Here is a 20,823-nt window from a genome sequence, read left to right on the forward strand (position 1 = left end):
CCATCAATCCCACTCCAGCTCCGAGTGGCATGAGGACGGTGGCCAGTCCGGCAAAGAAAAGGGCAGTCCGCATCGCGAGGCGACCGATTCCGTCGAAAGCGTACGCAAAAAATGACGGCAATAACAGCGCCGAGCACGGGCTCACAAGCGAAAGCAGGCCACCGAAGAAGGCGCCGAGCAATCCGATGTTCGTCATTGCTGCGCGAGTCCCGCGGCCTGATCAATTACCTGTTCGAAATGCGCAAGTGGTTGGGCCCCGAGGATGGGGTTGCCGTTGATGATGAATGCCGGAGTGCTCGAGATGCCGATCGTCTGCGCGTTGGACACGTCTCGTGAGATCGACTCGTTGAATTGAGTGCTCGCGGCATCGTGATCGAATCTTGGGAGGTCGGGCACACCAACGTGCGCGGCAAAATCGTGTAGTACTTCCTGGGTCAGGTCAGCACGACCACCGGTCGGTGACTGCGCATACACCGCCTTGTTGAACTCCCAGAACTTCCCCTGGGCCGCGGCGGCGCGACTTGCGCGGGCTGCCGCGATCGATTGTTCACCGAAGATCGGCAGGTCACGCCATTCTATTCGCAACACACCCTTGTTCACGTACTTCTCGATCAACGCCGGTTCGGTGTCGCGGCTGAACACCGCGCAGAACTGGCAGCGGTGGTCCGCATACTCGACCAGCACCACGGGGGCGTCCGTGGACCCCATCGACAGGGGGTCACCGCTGATGCGGCGTGACTGATCGCCAACCGGTCCCATGCTGGCTACATCCTGCTGCGCCGCCGCCTCAGATGTTCCTTCTCGAATCTTGCCGATCACAAGGAAGGCGCCGAGTACGACGGCCACCAGTATCAGGATGCCGACCAGCCAAAATTGTCTGCGGATTCCAGGGTCGTAGCGTGTTGATCCCAATGATGACCTCTCGAGCTGATTGGTGTGTACACGCCTCTGGCAGCTGACAGGGACAGTAGTGCCACTGCTAAGGGGTGAGTCCCTTGGGTGAGGACTGCCCCCAATCTCGGACCGCGCCGTCCACGGCAGACCCGCCATCCTCACCAGCAACCGCGCACCCAAAGACTGGTACATGTCAGTGACGGTCCAAGAGTAGGCCGATAGCGGCGGTCGAAAACTCGGCCACTGTTGCGTGGTCATTGTGCCTCGTTCTCGGCCGCGACCGTCATGGTCGCGTGACCACTGTCCACTTTTCGGGGGGAACCTCACTCGAGCAGCCGCAGCACCATCAGCGCGCCACTCACCGGCGTCGAAAGCGTCCGCACCCTCCCTACCAACAATGCCCTCCGCGTTGCCGCAGACAATTCGCCGGGTCTGCGGCAAATCCTTGGTACTGAGTCTGACGCGACTGCTACCCGACCCCCGTCACTTGGGGTCTGTACGCGGTTGTGCAACGAGAACCTCCTTCCCGCGCATCGCCTGATAAGGCTCACCTCAACGCGTTTCCGGATCGCTGTTGATTGAGCGAGCGCGGGCCTCGGCGAGATCGGCGCGGAGCTCTTCGACTCGCTCCCTGGTGGCGTCGGCTTGTGTGCGCGAGGCGGCGAGATCCGCCCTTGTGGTGGCTAGTTCGTCGCGGGTCTGGTCGGCGCGACTCCGCTCGGCCTGAATTGCGGCTCTGGCCTCGTCGAGGTCTGATGCAAGCCGTTCGATCGAGGCCGTGGAGGCTGCGGTGGCTCGGTCCGCTTCAGCGCGGACCCGGCCGACATCATCACCGAGTTCGGTGACGCGTTTCCGGAGGGATTCGACGAGTTCGTGCTGTTGCGCCAGCTTCTCGAGGTGCTCGGCCTCGGCCGTGCCTATCTGCTGCCGCCACCGGTCGAGCGTTTCGGCATGTTCCGCAGCGAGCGCGGTCGTCTCCCGCTGGTGCGCCACCTCCATTTCGTGCATCTGTACCTCCAGCGCCTGCATCTGCTCGGAATGGTCGCGGCGGGCCTCTGCGAGCTCCACCGCGGAGTCGTCCGCCGCCGCCTCGGCAGCCCGGGCGGCGGCATCGGCGTTGGCACGGTCGTCGATCGCGGTGTCGAGCTCGTCGCGGAGTTGTTCGATCTCGGCCGCGGCGTCGGCACGCACCTTGTCTGCGGCCACCTGGGCGCGGCGAAGATGAGCATCCAGAGCCGCCGGGTCGCCGAGCAGTTCGACCGAACCGGTGATCCGGTCGGCGACGGCAGACAGCCGCGCGATCGCACCTTCGGCTTCCTGTCTCAATAGGGGGAGGACCTGAGTCAGAGTCGCCGCCGCGGCGGCCGGATCGGCCGGCGCTTCGAGATCCGCCGTGGCCTCGCCCGACTCCTTCTTCTTCCGTTCCCGCCAGGCGCGGACACGGTCGGCATCGGACGCGTACTCCCGCGGGCGTCCAGGCTTGCTCTCGGTCATCTCAGCCCTCTCAAACTCAGTTTTGGTCGCAAAATCGTAACACAGAGTCGTTGCGTACAAGGACGTTACGAAACGAACTGTTATGGTTCGAAACGTAACGTAAGTGCGGCTGACCTGCGGGTTTGTTGATTCGGAGTACTGGCGTTCGCTCCAGGACCGCCAATTGACCGTCCTGTTTGACGATCGTTGAACAGGACACCGGGGGAGGGGCCGCAGCCGTATCGAAGGCGACGTGAGACCCGCGAAAGTCGTCCGGTTTAGGGTCCTGCATGATGATCTTGAATAGGCGGCCTATCCCGGACTATCGTCCTCTGGTGGCCGAAATCGTGATTGGGTATGCCAGGTGTAGCACCAGGGGTCAAGACCTGCGAGCGCAGCGCTCAGCGCTCGAACGTCTCGGAGTCCAACCTGACCGGATCTACATGGACAGGGGGTTCACCGGGCGCAACCGGGAACGCCCAGGCCTGCGCGAGGCCCTCGCCGCCTGCCGTGCGGGCGACATCCTGCTGGTCAGCAAGCTCGATCGGCTCGGGCGGTCGGCGGTGGACCTCCACACCATCGCGGCGGAGCTCGAAAAGAAGGGCACCCGCCTGAGCATCAATGGGGCGATCCATGACCCGGCGGATCCCACGGGGAAGCTGTTCTTCGGGATGCTTGCCCTGATGGCGGAATTCGAATCGGACCTGATCCGCGCTCGGACGAAGGAGTCGATGGCGATCGCCAAGGCCGCCGGCCGACTGAAGGGCAAGCAGCCGAAGCTCTCACCGGCCGCGAGCCGCAAACTGCTCGAGGATTACGAGTCCGGGCGCTGGACGACCAAGGAACTGATGGAGTTCAGCAATCTGTCCCGCTCGGCGATGTATGCCACCCTGGCACGGGCACGCAACGAGCGCTCCAGCTGACCGTTCGCAGCCGCCGGGTGTGCACGCGCTCCACGCGATGTCGGTGGGCGCGCAGCGGGAACTCCTGCGAGTGCGCTACCCGGGAAGATCGGGTTTCTAGGTGATGAGCGCTCGCCCGACCCCACACACCGCGACAGCCCAGAGCACACTTGTGAACGTTCCGATGATGAACTGTTCGGACGCGTGGGGTTCGCGGAGTTCGGGGTAGCGGGCCAGTCCCTTCACCGCCAGGACGACGGCGATGCCCTCCGGCCAACCGGCGAGTATCGCGGCTGCGACGGCGGCGCGCTCGAGCAGTCCGATGACCCGCCCCCCACGAAGGGGTCCGGCAGCGGGCGGGGTGTCGGATTCGGTGCCCGCATCGGGTTGTCGGCGGGCGATGCGGAACGCGGCAAGGACAAGGGGTCCCGCGCCGGTGGCGGCTGCCGAGACGGACAGGACGAGCGTGGCACCGAGGGCGAATCCGGTGACCGGCGTCGTTGGGGCCGCGGCGACCCCCGCGATTGCCAGGGCCAGCACGGCCGCTATCGGTGCCGCCCACAGCGACACCCACTGGGGACTTCGCGTCACACCGAGGGTCGGGGGTGTGAGTGCGGCGACGCCGAGTGCGATGAGCGCGAGTGTCGTCATATGTCAGCCCTGTTCAGGAGTCGTGCGGCCAGTCGTCGTCCCGCGATCTCGACGTGCCAGCCGGCGGTGGAGAGGCGTTGAGAGATGGCCTGTTTGCTGATGCCGAGTGCGCGAGCAGCCTCGGTCTGGGTGGAACCGCGCCGCATCTGCTCGATCGCTTCGTGTCCCTCGTCGGTGCGTCGTGCGACGAGGACCGCGACGAGGGTCAGCGCGGTGTCGGCGTCCGCTGCACTGTCGGGGTCGGCACCTTCCACCGCGACGCGCCCGGGTGCGCTCTTGGCGCGTTCGACGGCAGCCCGTGCGGATTCGAACGCTGGGCCCCGCCCGGCTCGGGTCTCGGTGGGGAGAGGTTCTTCGACGGGGCCGACTCCGATGCCGATGCTCCAATGCTCGCGTGCGACGAGTTCGAGGGCGAGATCGACGACGGTGGCCGGATCGGCGACGACGGCCTGCACTTCGTCGCCGGCCGTGCGTTGGAACGGGCGGACGAGGTCGTGGTCGTGAAGTTCGCCGATAAGTTTGTCGACTCGGTCGACGTCACGACGACTCCCGCGCTGATCGACCGTCAGTACGAACATATGTCAAGGCTAGAAACTGGATATCTAAATGTCAAGACTCAATGCTTGACAATTCGGATTCAAGGTTGCCGGGTTGCCAACTCCTCGACGGGGCGGAGTGACGGCCGCCGCGAGTCAACGATCAGCCCGACGATTCCGGCAACGATGCACACGCCGGACAGGACGAGAAACGCCGGCTTCGTCTCCCCGGTGAGGGCGTCGCCGAGGACGACGACGCCGATCGTCCCCGGCAGGATGCCCACTGCGGTGGCGAGAACGTACGGGACCAACCGGATGGACGAGACGCCGCAGCAGTAGTTCACCACGGAGAACGGGGCGAACGCGATCAAACGCAGAGAGCCGACGGCAAGCCAACCGCGACGGGCGATCCGCTCGTCCACCCGGCGGACGGTGGGATTGGAGATGCGCCGCCACACCACGTCCCGGCCGATGACGCGCACCAGGAGGAGTGCGAGAACCGCGCTGACCATCGACGCCACCACGGCGATCGTGATGCCCAGCCACGCACCGAACAACAATCCGGCACTCAAAGTGAACACCGTGCGGGGGATCGGGAAGACCGTGACGAGGGCATACACCGCGAAGAAGACCAGAGGAAAGGCCGAGCCGATCGACTGTGCCCAATCCCTGACCTGCAGAACGGAGGGGAGGGGCGTCAACAGCGCGACGACAACCAGTGCGACAGCCAGAATCGCCACGCCGATCGCCTTGCGGTCTTCGAGGCGTCTCTTCACAGAGCATGAGGCTACCCCCAACGACCTGTGAGGGTTCTTCGAGCGAGCGTCAGATCAGACGGCGTCCGGTTACCGTCGCCTCGGTACAGATTTGTCCACCGCTGGTGCCGGTCACCCGGATCACGGACACCGCGCGGCCGGATTTGATCACCGCCGCGGTGAAGGTGACGTCGGAATCCAGGCTGACGGGCCGGAAGTAGTTGATCCGCACCGACGCCGTGTCCATGTCCGGGCCGGCACCGCTCAGGGCAGCGTTCGCCGCAAGGCTCATCGCGCACGCCTGGACGCCGCCGTGCATATACCCGCGTTTGTTCGAGACCAGGGGATTGGGTGGAATCACGACCCGCACCTCCGGCCCGTTCTCGATCTGGCCACCGATCCACTCGAGCGGTGGGACTCCCAGTTCGGGAAAGTCGGGGAGCTGCGGTGCATTCGGTGAGGCAGCCCCGGAGTCATGACCGGGATCATCCACGAAGTTGCCCCACAGCGTGCCTGTGCCGATCAGTGTGCCCGTCGAGTCGTACACGTGTGCGGTGGAGGTGCCGCCGTCGGCGGTGAGTGCGAGCAGCCTGCCCTCCGCCCACAGGGCGGGCCCCTGCCATCGCCGGGGAGTAAAGATGTCGATCGACAACTCGGCGGTGACGATTCCGGCGCGGGTGCCGCGCCTGTCCCACAACGTGAATCCCAGCAGGTCGTCGAGGAGTACGCCGAGCACACCGCTGTAGGAGGTGTCGGCGGTGTGTGCGGCAATCGCGCCGATGTCCATGCTCATACGATTGACTGGTTTGCCACAGTCGTTGACACCCCTGGTTGGTACGCCGAGCCCGAACAACCGCTGTGTGACACTGTGATCGGTGACGGCCGGTTCCCGCGCGATACTCATGACCAGAGGTTATGCATCAAGTGGTGATCCTCACGATAAGAGGCACCGAAGTGCGGCTAGCATCACAGTCAAACAACATATTGATCGATCGCTGATCAGGGGTCATCCACAGGGAGAGGGAGCCGACACCGTGTCACTAGCTTCAGAGACTGAGGAAGCTGCGCGGGCGTACGCAGACTGGCAGCGTGCCGTGGCCTTCGTCCTCGCGAAGTCGCGTCGGATCGACGCCGCGGAACTGGGTCCGGACCCCCAGAAGCTCCTCGACACCGTTACGTACGACGGCGTCACCGTCGCGCCGCTCTACAGCCCGCGCGACGAGCATCCGGAGCAGCCGCTGCCGGGCACCTTCCCCTACGTCCGCGGCGCGGACGCCACTCGCGACGTCAACGCGGGCTGGCTGGTCAGCGGCCGATTCGGTGACAGCGACGGTGCCGATGCCGCGGACGTCAACCGGTCGGTCCTCGACTCGTTGGAAAACGGTGTCAGCGCGCTGTGGCTCGCTGTCGGCGGCGGTAATCTACCCGTCCGCTCGCTCCAATCGGCACTCGACGGTGTGCTCCTCGACCTCGCACCACTCACTCTCGACGCCGGAACCGATGTCGCACTGGCGGCTCGGGAACTGTTCGCATTGCTCGACGCGCGGGCGGGCGCGGGAGACAAGGGAACCGATCGCACCACGATCCGGGTTCAGTTGGGCGCGGCGCCCCTGACGAGCGCCTTCTCCGGCGCGGCCGATGTCGGGCTGGACGACGCGGTGTCGCTCGCAACCGCGTCGGCGTCACGGGACGAGAGCGTGCGCGCGATCACAGTGGACGGGACAGCGTTTCACAATTCCGGAGCATCCGACTCGGAGGAACTCGGTGCGTCGATCGCGGCCGGCCTCGAATACCTGCGTGCGCTGACCGAGAGTGGGCTGACCATCGGGCGGGCGCTCGAGCAGGTCGGCTTCCGGTTCTCCGCCACGGATGACCAGTTCCAGACCATAGCCAAGTTCCGTGCGGCGCGGCAGATCTGGGCACGTATCGCCCAGGTGTGCGGCGCTCCCGAGTTCGGTGGTGCTCCACAGCACGCCGTCACGTCGGCCGCAATGATGGCGCAACGTGATCCGTGGGTGAACATGCTGCGCACCACGCTCGCCGCATTCGGAGCCGGTGTGGGCGGCGCGGATGCCGTCACGGTTCTGCCGTTCGATGCTGCGTTGCCGGCCGGGACCCTTGGCCTGTCGAAGACCTTCGCCGCCCGTATCGCCCGCAACACCCAGCTGCTACTGCTCGAAGAATCGCATCTCGGTCGCGTGCTCGACCCGGCGGCAGGCTCCTGGTACGTCGAGGACCTCACCCGACAGGTGGCGGCAAAGGCGTGGAAGTTCTTTCAGGGGATCGAGGCGGCGGGCGGCTACCGGGCCGCGCTCGGGTCCGGCCTGATCGTCGAGCGTATCGCTTCCACACGAGCGCAACGTGATTCGGATATTGCCCATCGCCGGACCGCGGTCACTGGTGTCAACGAGTTCCCGAACCTCGGAGAGGCGCCGCTGCCGGTGGGCGCCGCCGAGGCTGACCGGGTGGCCCGGTACGCGGCGGCCTTCGAGGCGCTCCGCGATCGCTCGGACGCCTACCTGGCGGTGAACGGGGCTCGCCCCACCGTGATCCTGGCTCCGCTCGGACCGGTTGCGGAGCACAACGTCCGAACCACATTCAGCGCGAACCTCTTGGCGTCGGGTGGCATCGAAGCAGTCAATCCAGGCCCCCTGACTATCGGTGACGGCAGCATCGCCTCCGCAGCGACCGAATCCGGGGCGGGAGTCGCGGTGATCTGCGGTACCGACAAGCGATACGTCGACGAGGCCTTGACCGCAGTGGGGGAACTGCGCGCCGCGGGGATCGGCACGGTTCTGCTCGCCGGTCCCGAAACGGTCGTCGACGGCGCGGACGGCGCCGCCCGGCCCGACGGATTCGTTACAGCCCGTATCGACGCAGTCTCGATCCTGTCCGGTCTGCTCGACACCATCGAGCGCTCGAGTGACTCCTCGAGCGACGCAGGGAGCAAGAAGTGATTACTCGCGAGATCAAGCACGCGATCGGCAGCTTCGCCGAAGTGCCGCTGGAGGATCCGCAGTGTCCGCTACCGGCAGGTCCGTCCGCAGAAGAGACGGATGCGCTGATCGCGAACGCTGCGGCGGCGAATCACTACACACCCGAAGACGTGGTGTGGTCGACCCCCGAGGGCATCGACGTCAAACCGGTCTACACCAAGGCCGATCGGGATGCCGTCGAGGCCGAGGGCTACCCGGCCGGCAGTTTCCCTGGAGCAGCCCCCTTCCTCCGCGGCCCGTACCCCACCATGTACGTGAACCAGCCGTGGACGATCCGTCAGTACGCGGGTTTCTCGACGGCCGCCGAGTCCAACGCCTTCTACCGACGCAATCTCGCGGCCGGTCAGAAGGGGCTGTCAGTGGCGTTCGATCTCGCCACACACCGCGGCTACGACTCCGATCATCCGCGAGTGCAGGGTGATGTCGGCATGGCCGGGGTGGCGATCGACTCGATCCTCGACATGCGTCAGCTGTTCGATCACATTCCGCTCGACAGCGTCAGCGTCTCGATGACGATGAACGGTGCGGTGCTGCCGATCCTCGCGTTGTATGTGGTGGCGGCAGAGGAACAGGGTGTTGCACCCGAACAGTTGGCCGGAACCATTCAGAACGACATTCTGAAGGAGTTCATGGTCCGCAACACCTACATCTATCCACCGAAGCCGTCGATGCGGATCATTTCGGACATCTTCGCCTATACCAGCTCGAAGATGCCGAAGTTCAACTCCATCTCGATCTCCGGCTACCACATCCAGGAGGCTGGTGCGACCGCCGACCTCGAACTCGCGTACACCCTCGCGGACGGCGTGGAGTACATCCGCGCCGGACTCGACGCCGGAATGGAGATCGACAAGTTCGCACCGCGTTTGTCGTTTTTCTGGGCCGTCGGTATGAACTTCTTCATGGAGGTTGCGAAGCTGCGGGCGGGTCGCCTGCTGTGGAGCGAGTTGGTCGCGAAGTTCGAACCGAAGTCGGCGAAGTCGTTGTCGCTGCGTACCCACTCGCAGACGTCGGGGTGGTCGCTGACCGCTCAGGATGTCTACAACAATGTGGCGCGCACCTGCGTCGAGGCGATGGCGGCGACGCAGGGACACACCCAGTCGCTGCACACCAATGCCCTCGACGAAGCACTCGCCCTGCCGACGGATTTCTCCGCCCGCATTGCCCGCAACACCCAACTGCTGCTGCAGCAGGAATCGGGAACGGTGCGGCCGATCGACCCGTGGGGCGGCTCGCACTACGTCGAATGGCTCACCCACCAGTTGGCGAACCGGGCGCGCGCCCACATCGCCGAGGTCGAAGAGGCCGGCGGTATGGCGCAGGCGATCGGCGAGGGAATCCCGAAACTTCGTATCGAAGAGGCTGCCGCACGCACCCAGGCGCGCATCGACTCCGGCCGTCAGCCTCTGATCGGCGTCAACAAGTACGTGCCCGACGAAGCGGACCAGATCGAGGTCCTCAAGGTTGAGAACTCCAGGGTCCGTCAGGAGCAGCTGGACAAGCTCGAGCGGCTGCGCGCCGATCGGGACTCGCGCGCGGTCGACGAGGCGCTCGCCGAACTGAGCCGCGCCGCGGCTGCCACCGCGGGCGGGATGGAGAACAATCTGCTGGCCCTCGCCATCGAGGCAGCGCGCGCGAAGGCCACGGTCGGTGAGATCTCCGAGGCGCTCGAGAATGTGTACGGACGTCATCAGGCCGAAATTCGGACCATCAGTGGTGTGTACCGAGACGAAGCCGGAAAGGTCGCCAACATCAGTAGGGCAACGGAACTCGTCGAGAAGTTTGCGGAGGAGGAGGGCCGCCGCCCGCGTGTTCTCGTCGCCAAGATGGGGCAGGACGGCCACGATCGCGGGCAGAAGGTGATCGCCACGGCCTTCGCAGACATCGGATTCGACGTGGACGTCGGACCGCTGTTCCAGACCCCGGAAGAGGTCGCCACCCAGGCGGCCGACAACGACGTCCACGTGGTCGGGGTGTCGTCGTTGGCCGCGGGCCATCTCACCCTGGTGCCTGCACTCAGGGAAGCTCTCGCGGCAGTCGGACGTCCCGACATCATGGTCGTGGTCGGTGGTGTCATCCCGCCCGGCGACTTCGCCGAGCTGTACGAGGCGGGTGCGGCCGCGATCTTCCCGCCCGGAACGGTCATCGCCGATGCGGCGAGCGGTCTGCTCGAGAAGCTGGCTGCGCAACTCGGCCACGACCTCGACGCTTCAGACCTCGACGCTTCAGAGCACAGCGGTCAACCGGAATAGCATGGGGCGACAGCCGGTCGACATCGACGCCCTCGCCGAGGCAGTGCGTACCAACCAGCGCGCAGGGTTAGCGAAGGCCATCACCCTGATCGAGTCCACCCGGACCGATCACCGGGCAGCGGCGCAGCAGTTACTGCTCGAGTTGCTGCCGGAATCAGGGAAGGCGCACCGGGTCGGCATCACCGGTGTTCCCGGAGTCGGGAAGTCGACGTTCATCGATGCGCTGGGGATGTATCTGATCGGCCAGGGCCACCGGGTGGCGGTGCTCGCCGTCGATCCGTCGTCAACCCGCACCGGTGGGTCGATTCTGGGCGACAAGACGCGGATGGCACGTCTAGCTCTCGAGAAGGACGCCTACATTCGGCCGTCACCGACGTCGGGGACCCTCGGTGGTGTCGCGAAGGCCACACGCGAGACGATCGTGCTGCTCGAGGCCGCCGGGTTCGACGTCATACTCGTCGAGACGGTGGGCGTCGGGCAGTCCGAGGTGACGGTCGCGAACATGGTGGACTGCTTCTGCTTCCTCACACTCGCGCGAACCGGCGACCAGTTGCAGGGCATCAAGAAGGGTGTCCTCGAACTCGCCGACCTCGTCGCCGTCAACAAGGCGGACGGCAAGCACGAGCGGGAAGCGAGGGGCGCCGCCCGTGAACTGGCGGGGGCACTGCGACTGATCCATCCGCACGACGCACTCTGGAAACCGCCCGTCATCACGATGAGTGGTCTGGAAGGAATCGGTCTCGAGGAATTCTGGAGCATCGTATGCAAGCATCGTGAAGTACTCGGTGCCGCAGGGCAGTTCGAGGAGACCCGTCGACGCCAGCAAGTCGACTGGACCTGGACCATGGTCAACGACCAACTGCTGCGGCGGCTCGCGTCCAACGACCGCGTCAACGCCATTCGGGACGAGGTCGAGCAGCAGGTGCGGGAGGGCTCGCTGACGGCGGCGCTTGCCGCAGCCGCGATCCTCGAGGCCTTCGACGGCACGGACGATGTCACCGGCTGAGCTGGAAAATGGTCAACGGGTGATAGATGCCGCCCCCCGAATGCGAAACTGGCACCGTGACGTACGCGGAATGGGAATATCTCGCGACCTGGCGGTTCCCGGCTGAATACGACCGGTCCGAGACATCGTCCGATCCGATCGCCAATGCGCCCCAGGGTGTGGTCGAAGGGTGTCGTGCGGTGGGCCTTGATCTTCGGTGTCGCCGACACGGCCGCGATCTCGACATCGCGTCACTCTGGTGGACGGTGTCACTGCTCGAGTCCGGGGCTTGCCATATCGGCCTGGAACAGGTGCTTCGACCGCGCCGAAGGGCTCGTGGTGTCTCCGCGGCGCCGGAGTTCAGCGGCGTGGGCTTCAGCGGTCTACACACGGGTTATACGGCAGCGATGAATGCCGTCCTGATCGCAGAGCACGTCCAGGACGATCTGGCGGGATACGAATTCATTCAGTGGCCGGTCGAGGGGAGCCGTCTGCTGATGCCGGAAGTGCGGGATGGGCAAGCTCTCTGGTTCGACCCCGGGTCCGGACTCGTAGTTTCTCGAATCGGAGAGCTCTGCTCGCCGTCGCTTCCGGTCAGGTGACTGCGTCCCTCCGGGACACACACGGCGGTGCCAAGTTCAGCCGACCGATTTCGCGAAGCGCCCGACCCTGTCGATGAGATCGTCGAAGAAGACGACCGGGTCGGTGCTCACCGCGATGTCGACGTTGGGGTCGCGGTTCCAGTGACCCACCCAGTCCGCGACGGTGGTGCCCCGAGTGAGTCGGCCGTGCAGTTCGACGTCGACGGTGGCCGGGCGGGTCCGGGCCAAACCCGGGTTCAGCGCCACTGCCGCGGCGAACGGGTCGTGCATGTGCGCGAGGAAACCTTGATCGTGGGTGCGGTGGAAGTCCATGTAGAAGCGGATCGCATCGGACATGTGCCGGATCACCTGGTTGCTCGCGGTCGAACGGACCTCCGGCCCGTCGTCTGGGGAGATGATCTCGGCGGGAGTACTTCCCGCCTCCCGCGCCAGTCGCCGGACGTGGTGCGGCTTCATCTCGATCGTCTCGGTGACGTCCAGTCCGCACAGGACGGGTCGCCGGCCTTCCGGAAGTCCGGAGAACGCGTCGAATACCTCCTTGGCCGCCTCCGGATCCACCGACACGTTCCATTCCGCGGTGGGGGTGGTGTTGCCCGGGTGGTTGAACGCCCCGCCCATCACGACCAGTCGTCGCAAAAGTCTAGGCAGTTCGGGCTCTTCGCGGATCGCGAGTGCCAGGTTCGTCAGCGGACCGGTCACCAGTCCGGTGATTTCACCGGGGCGGGCACGGACGAGTTCGGCCCACATCGTGGCGGCGTTCCGACCCGACAGCACCCGCCCGGCATCGGGGAGGACGGCGTATCCGACGCCCTGCGGGCCGTGAGTGTCCTCGGTGGTGCGTAGCGGTGCGACGAGTGGGGCGTGTGCGCCGAGCGCCACCTCAATGTCGGGTGCGTCGCACACGCCCAGCCAGTTCAGGTTGTTCGCCGCAACCTGTGCGGAGGGCACGTTCCCCGAGGTACTCGCGATCCCGACGATCTCCGCCTCGGGACTGGCCAGCAAGTACAGCAGCGCGAGGGAATCGTCGATGCCGGTATCGACGTCGACGATCAGTCGCCGCGTACTCATCCGATCCTCACGGAGAAGCGCTGGCGGATGGGGAAGCCGTATATCGTCACAGGGCCATTGTCCACGGGCCATTGCCTGCCAGGGGACCGCGCCGCTCGGTCGCGGAAATGAGGGCTCGGCGCAGTACCGGTCCGCCGCTGGTACAGCAGCAATTCCTGAACGTATGGACGCCGGCAGCACCCCTCCTTCCGTAGGCTGTGAACATGACCAAATGGGCGGCGGGGGACATCATCGATCAGCAGGGCCGGACTTTTGTCGTGACGGGCGCGAACAGTGGCCTCGGAGCGGAAGCGACCAAGGCTTTGGTGAGAGCTGGCGCGAACGTGATCCTGGCGTGCCGGAATGTCGAGAAGGGGCGCGCGGTCGCGGAGCCGCTCGGAGAGCGCGCCGAGGTACGGCGCCTCGATCTCGCGGATCTGGCGTCGATCCGTGAGTTCTCCGAGTCGATCGATTCGATCGACGTGCTGGTGAACAACGCAGGAGTCATGGCAGTGCCGCTGCGCCGCACCGTCGACGGGTTCGAGATGCAGATCGGCACAAATCATCTGGGCCACTTCGCGCTGACGGCTCTACTCCTCGGCAAGGTCCGAGACAGGGTCGTAACGATGTCGAGCATTATGCACAGGATCGGCACGATCGATCTCGACGATCTCAATTGGAAACATCGCCGGTACAGGCGTTGGTCCGCGTACGGGCAGTCGAAACTGGCCAACCTGTTGTTCACATTCGAGTTGCAGCGGCGGCTCGCGGCCTCGGGTTCGAAGGTGAAGGCACTCGCATCGCACCCGGGATACGCGGCGACCAACCTGCAGTCCAACACAGGGACGATCCAGGGTCGGATCCTGTCCCTGGCCAACCCGGTCATAGCGCAGTCCGCAAGAATGGGTGCGCTGCCGATGCTGTACGCGGCTACAGTTCCGGATGCGATCGGCGGCAGCTACCTCGGCCCGTCGTGGATGTTCCAGACCCGCGGATACCCGAAAGTGGTGGGATCGAAACGGAAGGCCCACGACGAAACGGTTGCGCGACAACTGTGGTCGTTGTCGGAGCAGCTCACTGGTGTCAACTACAACTTCGGAGGATGACCTCGATGGCGATTGAGCGACTCAACCATGCCGTCCTGTACGTGTCCGACCTGCAGCGCAGCCTGGCGTTCTACCGGGATGTGCTCAGGTTCGCGGAGCTACCGGGCGGATTTCCCGGTGGGGTGTTCCTGCAGGCGCCGGACTCGGCGAACGACCACGATCTGGGTTTGTTCCAGAGCCCGAATCCGACCAGCCAGCTGACGACGGGCAACGTCGGTCTCTACCATCTGGCGTGGGAGATCGACACGCTCGCGGGCCTGGCCGAGATGCAGGACCGCCTGCTAACCGCAGGTGCGCTGACCGGGGCGAGCAACCACTCCTCCACCAAGGCGGTGTACGGGCGCGACCCGGACGCGATCGAGTTCGAGGTGTGCTGGCTGGTGCCCGACGAACTCGTGATCGACGAACTGGTTCCCGCGCAATCGCCCACGCGTCCGCTGGACATCGACGCGGAGATCGCCCGGTACGGTGCCGACACTCGAGGGGGACCGCGCAGCGACCGTCATCTGTGGGAGCGGGTACGCGCGGCGCACGCTCGCAGTTGACCTACGCTACGACGCCGGACCAGTGTCCTGGAAGGACTGACATACCAGTTGCGCCGTCACCGAGCCACACGCTCACTCCCAGGCGGGTCGGTTTTCGCCCCACCGCCGGGCAGGGAACGGGTAGTCGGCGTACTCACCGAGGGCGGGACGGGCGCTGAGCAGGTCGCCGTGCTCGACGAGGCAGGAAGCGCCGGGCACCGCCGCGGCAGCGGGCGTGTCGATGCGGTCCTCGGCACCGAGCAGACAGGCGCCGGTTCGAGCGAGAGACGCCTCGACGGTGCGGGCCCGGCCGTCGCGCCGTGCGGCGGTGAGTGCGTCGATGATTCCGGCGGCGAGCAGGTACCCGGTGGCGTGGTCGAGGGCCCGGCCGCGAGAGCGAACACCGGCAGACGCGCCCGCGAGGTAGTCCCCGGGATCCCCGCAGCCGATCCGGTCAGGGTCGGATGTGAAACCCGTCCCACGGTCGTAGTCGCGCAGCACCCGCCCGAACACACTCATCGGAACCCCGCTTCGTCTCGGTCCATCGTCGACCCGAGATTACCGGTGAGACAAAAGACTCCGGCACCGTTCCATCAGGGCGGTGCGCAGCGGCGCGGCCCGCTCGGCGAGCTGTATCTGCCGGCGTACGTACTCGGCACGGCCAGTCGGCGTCTCGATCGGTACCGGCGAGTACCCGGACTCGGACAGGTCGTACGGGCTGGCCTGCATTGCGCCGAGCGCCACCTCGATGTCAGGGGCCCGGCACACGCCCAGCCAGTTCAGATTGTTCGCCGCCACTTGTTCGGCGGGCACATTCCCCGCGGTGCCCGGCGATTCCCGCGATCTCGGCGTCGGGGCTGGCCAGCAGGTACAGCAGTGCCAGCGAGTCGTCGATGCCGGTGTCGACGTCCACGATCAGCCGGTGCGTACTCATCCGATCACCACCGATGGGCGGTGGTGGACGGGGAAGTTGACGGACCGGGCGACGAGCAGGTCCTCCGGATTTCAGCGGGTGGCGTCGCCGAGGAACGACGGGTCCGAACTGCCCGGCAGGCCCGGTTTCCCGGCCGCGGAGATCACATGGCCCCGGGCGCAACCGTACGTGCCGTTCGTCCCCGGACCGCGGTTGCCGGTCCAGGTGACCGTCAGGGTGTAGTCGTGAGTCGTCACACGACCATATTGTCCGAGGGAGGACAGTCGCCGCCGAACAGCAGGTACAGCGACGGTAGGTCCGTGCCTCCGCCCCGGGGCGGAGGAACAACGACAGGACCCGTCCTGCATCGCCCCGCCCCGGTACCTGCAGTTGTCAGCCCATCCGATCACTGACCGCGCCAATGCGGAGGAACCAAAATCCTCTGAGGCACACGCGTATCGGCACTGCCACGGGCAGCGTTGATCTGAGACTGAGTTACGTACAACGCCTCCGAAAGGTCTGCACCGTCCACCCTGGCATCACGAAGATCCGCTCCGAGCAGATCCACCGCGGTCAGATCGCTCCTCCGCAGATCCGCGGCTATCAGGTAGGCCCCCCGTAGGTCAGCCCCGCAGAGACTGCGCGAGCGCAAATTCTGTCCGATGAGGTCCGCGCCGGGTTTCAGGTTCCGGTCCAGATGGCCGCCGCTGGCACCGTAGGACGCCCTCAGTTCCTCGCTGATATCCATCAGGGTTCGTCGTACGGCGGAGTGTAGGGCGCCCGTATCCGCGGAGAGCAGTGCGTCCAAGTTGCCGCCGGTCAGTGCGTAAATGGCGGATGTGAGCTTCCGCGCTTCGTCCGCGGCGTCCGGGTCGAAAGTGCGTGTCCGTGCCTCGGCCAAGTACCAGAGCATCTCGTGCAACTGCCTCATGATCTTGAACGCCGAAAACATCTCCCGCTGGGTCTCCGGGCGCTCGGACCAGCTGACGCCGGAGAAGACCCGCTGAGATACGGCCTGACCTGCACCAAAACAGTCGAAGACCGTGCAGCCCCGGAAGCCCCGGGCACGCAGTCCTTCATGGATTCCGCAGGAGAAGTCCGTTTCGAGGTTCCGGCACGCTGAACCGGCCGGCTTGTCGATGGCGAAATCTTCCGAGCGAGAAAAGCCGAAGGCAGTGCAGCACAGCGCAAAACAGCTACCGCAGTCGGGGCGTAAAGCGTCCAGGTCGGACGCTGCGCGCGTGGCGGTCATTGCCCGAGCGTCCGGCTCGTCAGCTTGACGGGGAAGCGGATGCCGCGTCCCCGCGATATTGGTTGGCTGCGGCGCAGATGTGGATGTCGATTCGATGGTCAAGTGTGCTCCCCGTGATGATTTCAGTGATGGCCAGAGGAGGGAACCCGTCATTGGGTTCCCTGTCGAGGCACACGAAATCACCACCCCGCGCAGGAGTGACGCATGGTCATCGCGGAAGGGCTGGGTCACAAAGCAAAGATGTTTATCACTGCGCACAAACTACCATCCGGAGATGCGTCCTCGTTCAGCGCCACGACGACAAAAGACCGTGGGGCGGGGCAACAGGACGGGCGCCGGTCAGCGAACCCTCATGCCCTCCGAGCGCATTCAGATCCGCGTCCCGCTTCCGCACTTCCGGCGGACCTCAATAGTTCGGGCGGCAAAACGATCTCGGAACAGTTGCGGCCGTATATCGCCGCACTCATGGCCTCGCGGCGGTGAGCAACCGGCGAGACCGGTCGAGCAATGCTTCCCGGATCGGCGCAGCTCGGCTGGCCAGGGTCGACTGCTCCCGCACATACTCGGCCCGGCCGTGGGGGGTTTCGATCCGAATCGGCGCGTAACCGTATTCAGTGAGGTCGTACGGGCTGGCCCGCATGTCGAGTTCCCTTGCTGCCAAGGCCAACTCGAAGCAATCAACGGTCAGATCGGAGTCGATCATCGGCGCGAGTTTGTAGCAGAACTTGTAGAGATCCATGTTGGCGTGCAGACAGCCGGGTTGCTCCAGCGCGAGTTGGCGGTTCCGGGTCAACGGTTCGATGTTCCGCGGTTCGGCGGCGGGTGTGAAGAACCGGTACGCGTCGTAGTGGGTGCAGCGAAGCTGCAGCGACTCCACGACGGAATCGGTGCCATCGCGGCCGAGACGCAGAGGGATGCTGTCATGGCGAACGTCCCCGGACCGATACATCATCGCCCACTCGTGCAGGCCGAAGCAGGACAGGTGGGCGGGACGCTGGGCGGTCGCCTCCAGCAGTCGTGCGGTGGAGGCGACCGTGTCCGCGCGGCGTGCCAGGAACTCCGGGTTGACGGTGACCCCGGCGGCGGTCCGGTGGTAGCCGCGGAGTCCGGCATAGTCCTCTGCGTCGGCGAGGGTCGTTCCCCACCCGGGATGCCAGCGCAGCAGCTGGTTCGGTCGGTAGCTGTAGTAGGTGAAGAGGAAGTCGACCACCGGGTGGGGCTCGCCGCGTTCTCTGCGCTGCAGGTGCGCTGCGATCAGCGACGAGACCCTCGCCCGGTGCAGGTCGCGTCGGGCAATCCATTCCGACGCGGCAAGGACGTCCATCACGATCAATTCGCGCGCTGTCCCGGATCGGCACCGTTGACCCGGTGAGTGCCGTCGCGCACGGTGCCCACGTATTCCTCGACCAGATCCTCGAGGGCGACGATGCCGACGATCCGCCCAGACGGGTCCGCCGCGGCCCCCAAGTGGGAACTCGTGCGCCGCAGACCCGCGAGAGCTTCCGCGAGCGGGGTGGTGGCCGCCATTCGCGGCAGTGGGCGGATGTCCGCACGCGGAATCACTGTGTCGGGTCCCGCATCCTCGTCCAGCACGTCGTCGAGCACATCCTTGAGGTGCAGGTAGCCGACCAGCGAACCATCCTCGGCACGCACCGGGTACCGGGAGTACCCGGTCTCGATGACGGCTTCCTCGATGGCGCCGAGCCGTGTTCCTCCGACCGAGAGCGGGATGGTCCGGACCTCGTCCAAGGGGATCATCACCTCGGCGACGATGCGGTCGGTCGATTCGAGGGCCTGGGTGAGCCGCCGGTGCTCCTCCGCGTCGATGAGTCCCTCGGAACGGGATTCGCCAATCATCTCGGACAGTTCCACCGTAGAGACGGTGACCTCGAGTTCGTCCTTCGGTTCGACTCGGAGCAACCTCAGTGTGAGGTTGGCGCAGAGGTTGTAGAACGCGATGAGCGGGCGGGCCAGCTTGAGGAATACCAGATGCATCGGCACCAGCAGCATGGCCGACCGTTCCGGGCCTGCGAGGGCGATGTTCTTGGGCACCATCTCACCGAGCAGGATGTGCAGCACCACGATCAGCGCCATCGCGATCGTGAAGGACACCGCGTGTAGAAGGCTGTCGGACAGTTGGAGCGCGCCAAGAGGGACTTCCAGGAGATCCGCGATGGCCGGTTCGGCCACCTTGCCGAGCAGGATCGAGCAGATCGTGATGCCCAACTGTGCGGCGGCGAGCATCAACGACAGATTCTCGCCCGCCACGATCACGGTACGGGCGCGCTTCTTGCCCTGCGCCTCGAGTGCCTCGAGGCGGTCGCGTCGGGCCGAAATCAACGCGAATTCGGCGCAGACGAAGAAGGCGTTGCCGGCGAGTAGCACAAAGGTGAAGAGCATCCCGAACAGATCAGCCATTATCGCCCTCCTTCCGGTCGGCGTCGCCGGTTTCGACGGGAACCGGTGTGAGCAGCACCCGGTCGATGCGTCGGCCATCCATGTGGGTCACCGTGGCCGTCCACCTGCCACCGGGGTCGTGCGCGGCACCGGACGTAGGGAGTTCCACCACGTCGCCATCCCCGGGGATGCGTCCGAGATGGGTGAGTACCAGACCGCCGAGGGTTTCGTAATCGCCCTCAGGCGCCGTGTACCCGGTGGTTTCGGAGACCTCGTCGACGCGGAGCAGGCCCGAGCAGGACCAGCCGTCGCCGATCCGCTGGACGTCGATCTGTGGTTCGTCGTGTTCGTCGCGCACGTCGCCGACAATTTCCTCGATCAGATCCTCCATTGTGACCAGTCCGGCCGTGCCACCGTATTCGTCGACGACGAAGGCCACCTGCATGCCGTCGGACCGGATCCGCTCCATCAGGGCATCACCGTCCAGGCTGGCGGGAACCACGGGGACGTTCTGTGCGAGCGAAATGAGACGGGTGGTGCGGCGACGTCCGCCGGGTACCGCGAAGGCGTGCTTGATGTGCACGATGCCGACGGAGTCGTCGAGGTCGCCGTCGACGACGGGGAACCGGGAGAACCCGGTGCGAGCGGCGGTGTCGATCAGATCGGCCACCGTGTCGGTGGTGGCCAGCGACTCGATCTTCACTCGCGGCGTCATCAGTTCCTCCGCGGTGCGTTCACCGAATCGGAGGGACCGGTTGACGAGCAGCGCTGTTCCCTTGTCGATGGCGCCACGTTGTGCGGAAGTACGGACGAGCGCACCGAGTTCCTGCGGGGATCGCGCCGACCGCAGTTCCTCGGCCGGCTCGATGCCCAGACGCCTCACCAATCTATTCGCGGTTCCGTTGAGTCCGTTGATAGCCCATTTGAAGATCAGCGAGAAACCGGCGTGTATTCCCGCCGTCGCTCGCGCCGTAGGAAGGGGGTGGGAGATGGCGAGGTTCTTCGGAACGAGTTCGCCGAAGACCATCGAGAACGAGGTTGCGAGAACCAGAGCGATCACCAATGATGTTGCTGCGGAAACAGATTCGCTGATACCGACAGCATCCAAAATTGGCCTGATGAACCGTGCCAGGACCGGTTCGGCCAAATAGCCGGTGACCAGCGTGGTGATCGTGATGCCGAGTTGCGCTCCCGACAGCTGAAAGGACAGCGTGCGGTGGGCATGCTGAACCTGGCGGGAGCGGAGGTCACCGTCGCGGGCGTGCGCCTCGACGGCGCTGCGCTCGAGGGCGGTGAGCGAGAATTCGGCCGCGACGAACAGTGCGGTGCCTGCCGTCAGGGCGAGAAAGCCGAGTAGCGCGAGAAGGCTGAGCGCGATGTCCATACGTCATCGCCGCCGAGCGGGGAAACGAGGGGCGCCGGGTTTGTCACCCGGCTCGGTAGAGGGCCCCTCCGAACCGGCGGAATCAGAATCCGATCCCTCTGATGTGTCGACTGATGGGACGTTTGCTACGTATGTGGGTGCCGCGGGCACCGGA

General features: G+C 65.5%; 20 protein-coding genes and 3 pseudogenes. 7 read left to right on the forward strand and 16 right to left on the reverse strand.

Translation table 11 applies throughout. From position 1 onward, the window contains the following. From RM2_RS24925 to RM2_RS18815, 3 genes and pseudogenes are all read right to left on the reverse strand, one after another. A pseudogene (locus RM2_RS24925) lies at positions 1 to 196 on the reverse strand (cytochrome c biogenesis CcdA family protein); the annotation flags it as partial. After that, positions 193 to 912 carry a DsbA family protein gene (locus RM2_RS18810; RefSeq protein ID WP_072691066.1) on the reverse strand — a complete coding sequence of 240 codons (720 nt, stop codon included), beginning with the start codon at positions 910 to 912 and terminating at the stop codon, positions 193 to 195. The gene RM2_RS18810 and the pseudogene RM2_RS24925, both read right to left, overlap by 4 nt. 534 nt (positions 913 to 1,446) lie before the next feature. Further along, a complete protein-coding gene (locus RM2_RS18815; protein WP_072691067.1) occupies positions 1,447 to 2,388 on the reverse strand; it encodes a hypothetical protein in 942 nt (313 codons plus the stop codon). 314 nt (positions 2,389 to 2,702) lie between these two features. On the opposite strand from RM2_RS18815, the gene RM2_RS18820 reads away from it, so the two are divergent. Beyond that, entirely contained in the window at positions 2,703 to 3,290 is a 588-nt protein-coding gene (locus RM2_RS18820; RefSeq protein WP_139277831.1) for a recombinase family protein, read from the forward strand. A 96-nt stretch (positions 3,291 to 3,386) separates the two neighbouring features. Here the strand turns inward: RM2_RS18820 and RM2_RS18825 are convergent, their stop codons facing one another. Genes RM2_RS18825 through RM2_RS18840 form a run of 4 tightly spaced genes read right to left on the reverse strand, consistent with a single transcriptional unit; the run spans position 3,387 to position 6,115 of the window. Continuing rightward, positions 3,387 to 3,920, reverse strand: a complete 534-nt coding sequence (locus RM2_RS18825; protein ID WP_072691068.1) for a hypothetical protein — start codon at positions 3,918 to 3,920, stop codon at positions 3,387 to 3,389. After that, the gene (locus tag RM2_RS18830) at positions 3,917 to 4,498 is read right to left on the reverse strand and encodes a hypothetical protein (RefSeq protein ID WP_072691069.1); all 582 of its coding nucleotides are present in this window, start codon (positions 4,496 to 4,498) and stop codon (positions 3,917 to 3,919) included. The genes RM2_RS18825 and RM2_RS18830 overlap by 4 nt, the downstream gene beginning before the upstream one ends. Positions 4,499 to 4,557: 59 nt before the next feature. Then, positions 4,558 to 5,232, reverse strand: coding sequence for a TVP38/TMEM64 family protein (locus RM2_RS18835; RefSeq protein ID WP_072691070.1), 675 nt, complete (start codon positions 5,230 to 5,232; stop codon positions 4,558 to 4,560). A 49-nt stretch (positions 5,233 to 5,281) separates the two neighbouring features. Then, entirely contained in the window at positions 5,282 to 6,115 is an 834-nt protein-coding gene (locus RM2_RS18840; protein ID WP_072691071.1) for a PaaI family thioesterase, read from the reverse strand. A 130-nt stretch (positions 6,116 to 6,245) separates the two neighbouring features. Between RM2_RS18840 and RM2_RS18845 the strand changes: the two genes are divergently transcribed. From RM2_RS18845 to RM2_RS18860, 4 genes are read left to right on the forward strand one after another with little or no spacing between them, the layout of a single operon-like run. Further along, positions 6,246 to 8,168 (forward strand): methylmalonyl-CoA mutase family protein, encoded by a 1,923-nt coding sequence (locus RM2_RS18845; RefSeq protein WP_072691072.1) that lies wholly within the window; start codon positions 6,246 to 6,248, stop codon positions 8,166 to 8,168. Beyond that, positions 8,165 to 10,459 (forward strand): methylmalonyl-CoA mutase, encoded by a 2,295-nt coding sequence (gene scpA, locus RM2_RS18850; protein ID WP_072691073.1) that lies wholly within the window; start codon positions 8,165 to 8,167, stop codon positions 10,457 to 10,459. Before RM2_RS18845 ends, scpA begins: the two co-directional genes overlap by 4 nt. Position 10,460: 1 nt before the next feature. Next, a complete protein-coding gene (meaB, locus tag RM2_RS18855) occupies positions 10,461 to 11,465 on the forward strand; it encodes a methylmalonyl Co-A mutase-associated GTPase MeaB (protein ID WP_072691074.1) in 1,005 nt (334 codons plus the stop codon). A 56-nt stretch (positions 11,466 to 11,521) separates the two neighbouring features. Next, positions 11,522 to 12,046 carry a hypothetical protein gene (locus tag RM2_RS18860; RefSeq protein WP_169846762.1) on the forward strand — a complete coding sequence of 175 codons (525 nt, stop codon included), beginning with the start codon at positions 11,522 to 11,524 and terminating at the stop codon, positions 12,044 to 12,046. Positions 12,047 to 12,082: 36 nt separating this feature from the next. Here RM2_RS18860 and RM2_RS18865 read toward each other — a convergent pair whose 3' ends face one another. Then, a complete protein-coding gene (locus tag RM2_RS18865) occupies positions 12,083 to 13,114 on the reverse strand; it encodes a nucleoside hydrolase (protein WP_072691075.1) in 1,032 nt (343 codons plus the stop codon). A 203-nt stretch (positions 13,115 to 13,317) separates the two neighbouring features. Between RM2_RS18865 and RM2_RS18870 the strand changes: the two genes are divergently transcribed. Both RM2_RS18870 and RM2_RS18875 read left to right on the forward strand, forming a co-directional pair. Beyond that, complete coding sequence (locus RM2_RS18870; RefSeq protein WP_072691100.1) at positions 13,318 to 14,199, forward strand: oxidoreductase; 882 nt, start codon at positions 13,318 to 13,320, stop codon at positions 14,197 to 14,199. A 5-nt stretch (positions 14,200 to 14,204) separates the two neighbouring features. Next, positions 14,205 to 14,744, forward strand: a complete 540-nt coding sequence (locus RM2_RS18875; RefSeq protein ID WP_072691101.1) for a VOC family protein — start codon at positions 14,205 to 14,207, stop codon at positions 14,742 to 14,744. Positions 14,745 to 14,816: 72 nt separating this feature from the next. Here RM2_RS18875 and RM2_RS18880 read toward each other — a convergent pair whose 3' ends face one another. From RM2_RS18880 to RM2_RS18910, 8 genes and pseudogenes are all read right to left on the reverse strand, one after another. After that, the gene (locus RM2_RS18880; RefSeq protein WP_072691076.1) at positions 14,817 to 15,242 is read right to left on the reverse strand and encodes a CoA transferase; all 426 of its coding nucleotides are present in this window, start codon (positions 15,240 to 15,242) and stop codon (positions 14,817 to 14,819) included. A gap of 39 nt (positions 15,243 to 15,281) precedes the next feature. Further along, positions 15,282 to 15,470 (reverse strand): annotated as a pseudogene (locus tag RM2_RS25370) (3-methyladenine DNA glycosylase); the annotation flags it as partial. Beyond that, a pseudogene (locus RM2_RS25375) lies at positions 15,453 to 15,657 on the reverse strand (nucleoside hydrolase); the annotation flags it as partial. The pseudogenes RM2_RS25370 and RM2_RS25375, both read right to left, overlap by 18 nt. A 71-nt stretch (positions 15,658 to 15,728) precedes the next feature. Beyond that, complete coding sequence (locus tag RM2_RS23570; RefSeq protein WP_245814040.1) at positions 15,729 to 15,893, reverse strand: hypothetical protein; 165 nt, start codon at positions 15,891 to 15,893, stop codon at positions 15,729 to 15,731. A 149-nt stretch (positions 15,894 to 16,042) separates the two neighbouring features. Then, entirely contained in the window at positions 16,043 to 16,888 is an 846-nt protein-coding gene (locus RM2_RS18895; RefSeq protein ID WP_072691078.1) for a pentapeptide repeat-containing protein, read from the reverse strand. 463 nt (positions 16,889 to 17,351) lie between these two features. Beyond that, a complete protein-coding gene (locus tag RM2_RS18900) occupies positions 17,352 to 18,212 on the reverse strand; it encodes a 3-methyladenine DNA glycosylase (RefSeq protein ID WP_072691102.1) in 861 nt (286 codons plus the stop codon). Between the two features lie 5 nt (positions 18,213 to 18,217). Next, positions 18,218 to 19,306: a hemolysin family protein gene (locus RM2_RS18905; RefSeq protein ID WP_072691079.1), complete on the reverse strand. Its 1,089-nt coding sequence runs from the start codon at positions 19,304 to 19,306 to the stop codon at positions 18,218 to 18,220. Next, positions 19,299 to 20,669, reverse strand: a complete 1,371-nt coding sequence (locus RM2_RS18910) for a hemolysin family protein (protein ID WP_072691080.1) — start codon at positions 20,667 to 20,669, stop codon at positions 19,299 to 19,301. Before RM2_RS18910 ends, RM2_RS18905 begins: the two co-directional genes overlap by 8 nt. Positions 20,670 to 20,823: the final 154 nt, after the last annotated feature.

Source organism: Rhodococcus marinonascens NBRC 14363 (assembly GCF_001894885.1).
In the GTDB taxonomy this organism is placed as follows: domain Bacteria; phylum Actinomycetota; class Actinomycetes; order Mycobacteriales; family Mycobacteriaceae; genus Rhodococcus_F; species Rhodococcus_F marinonascens.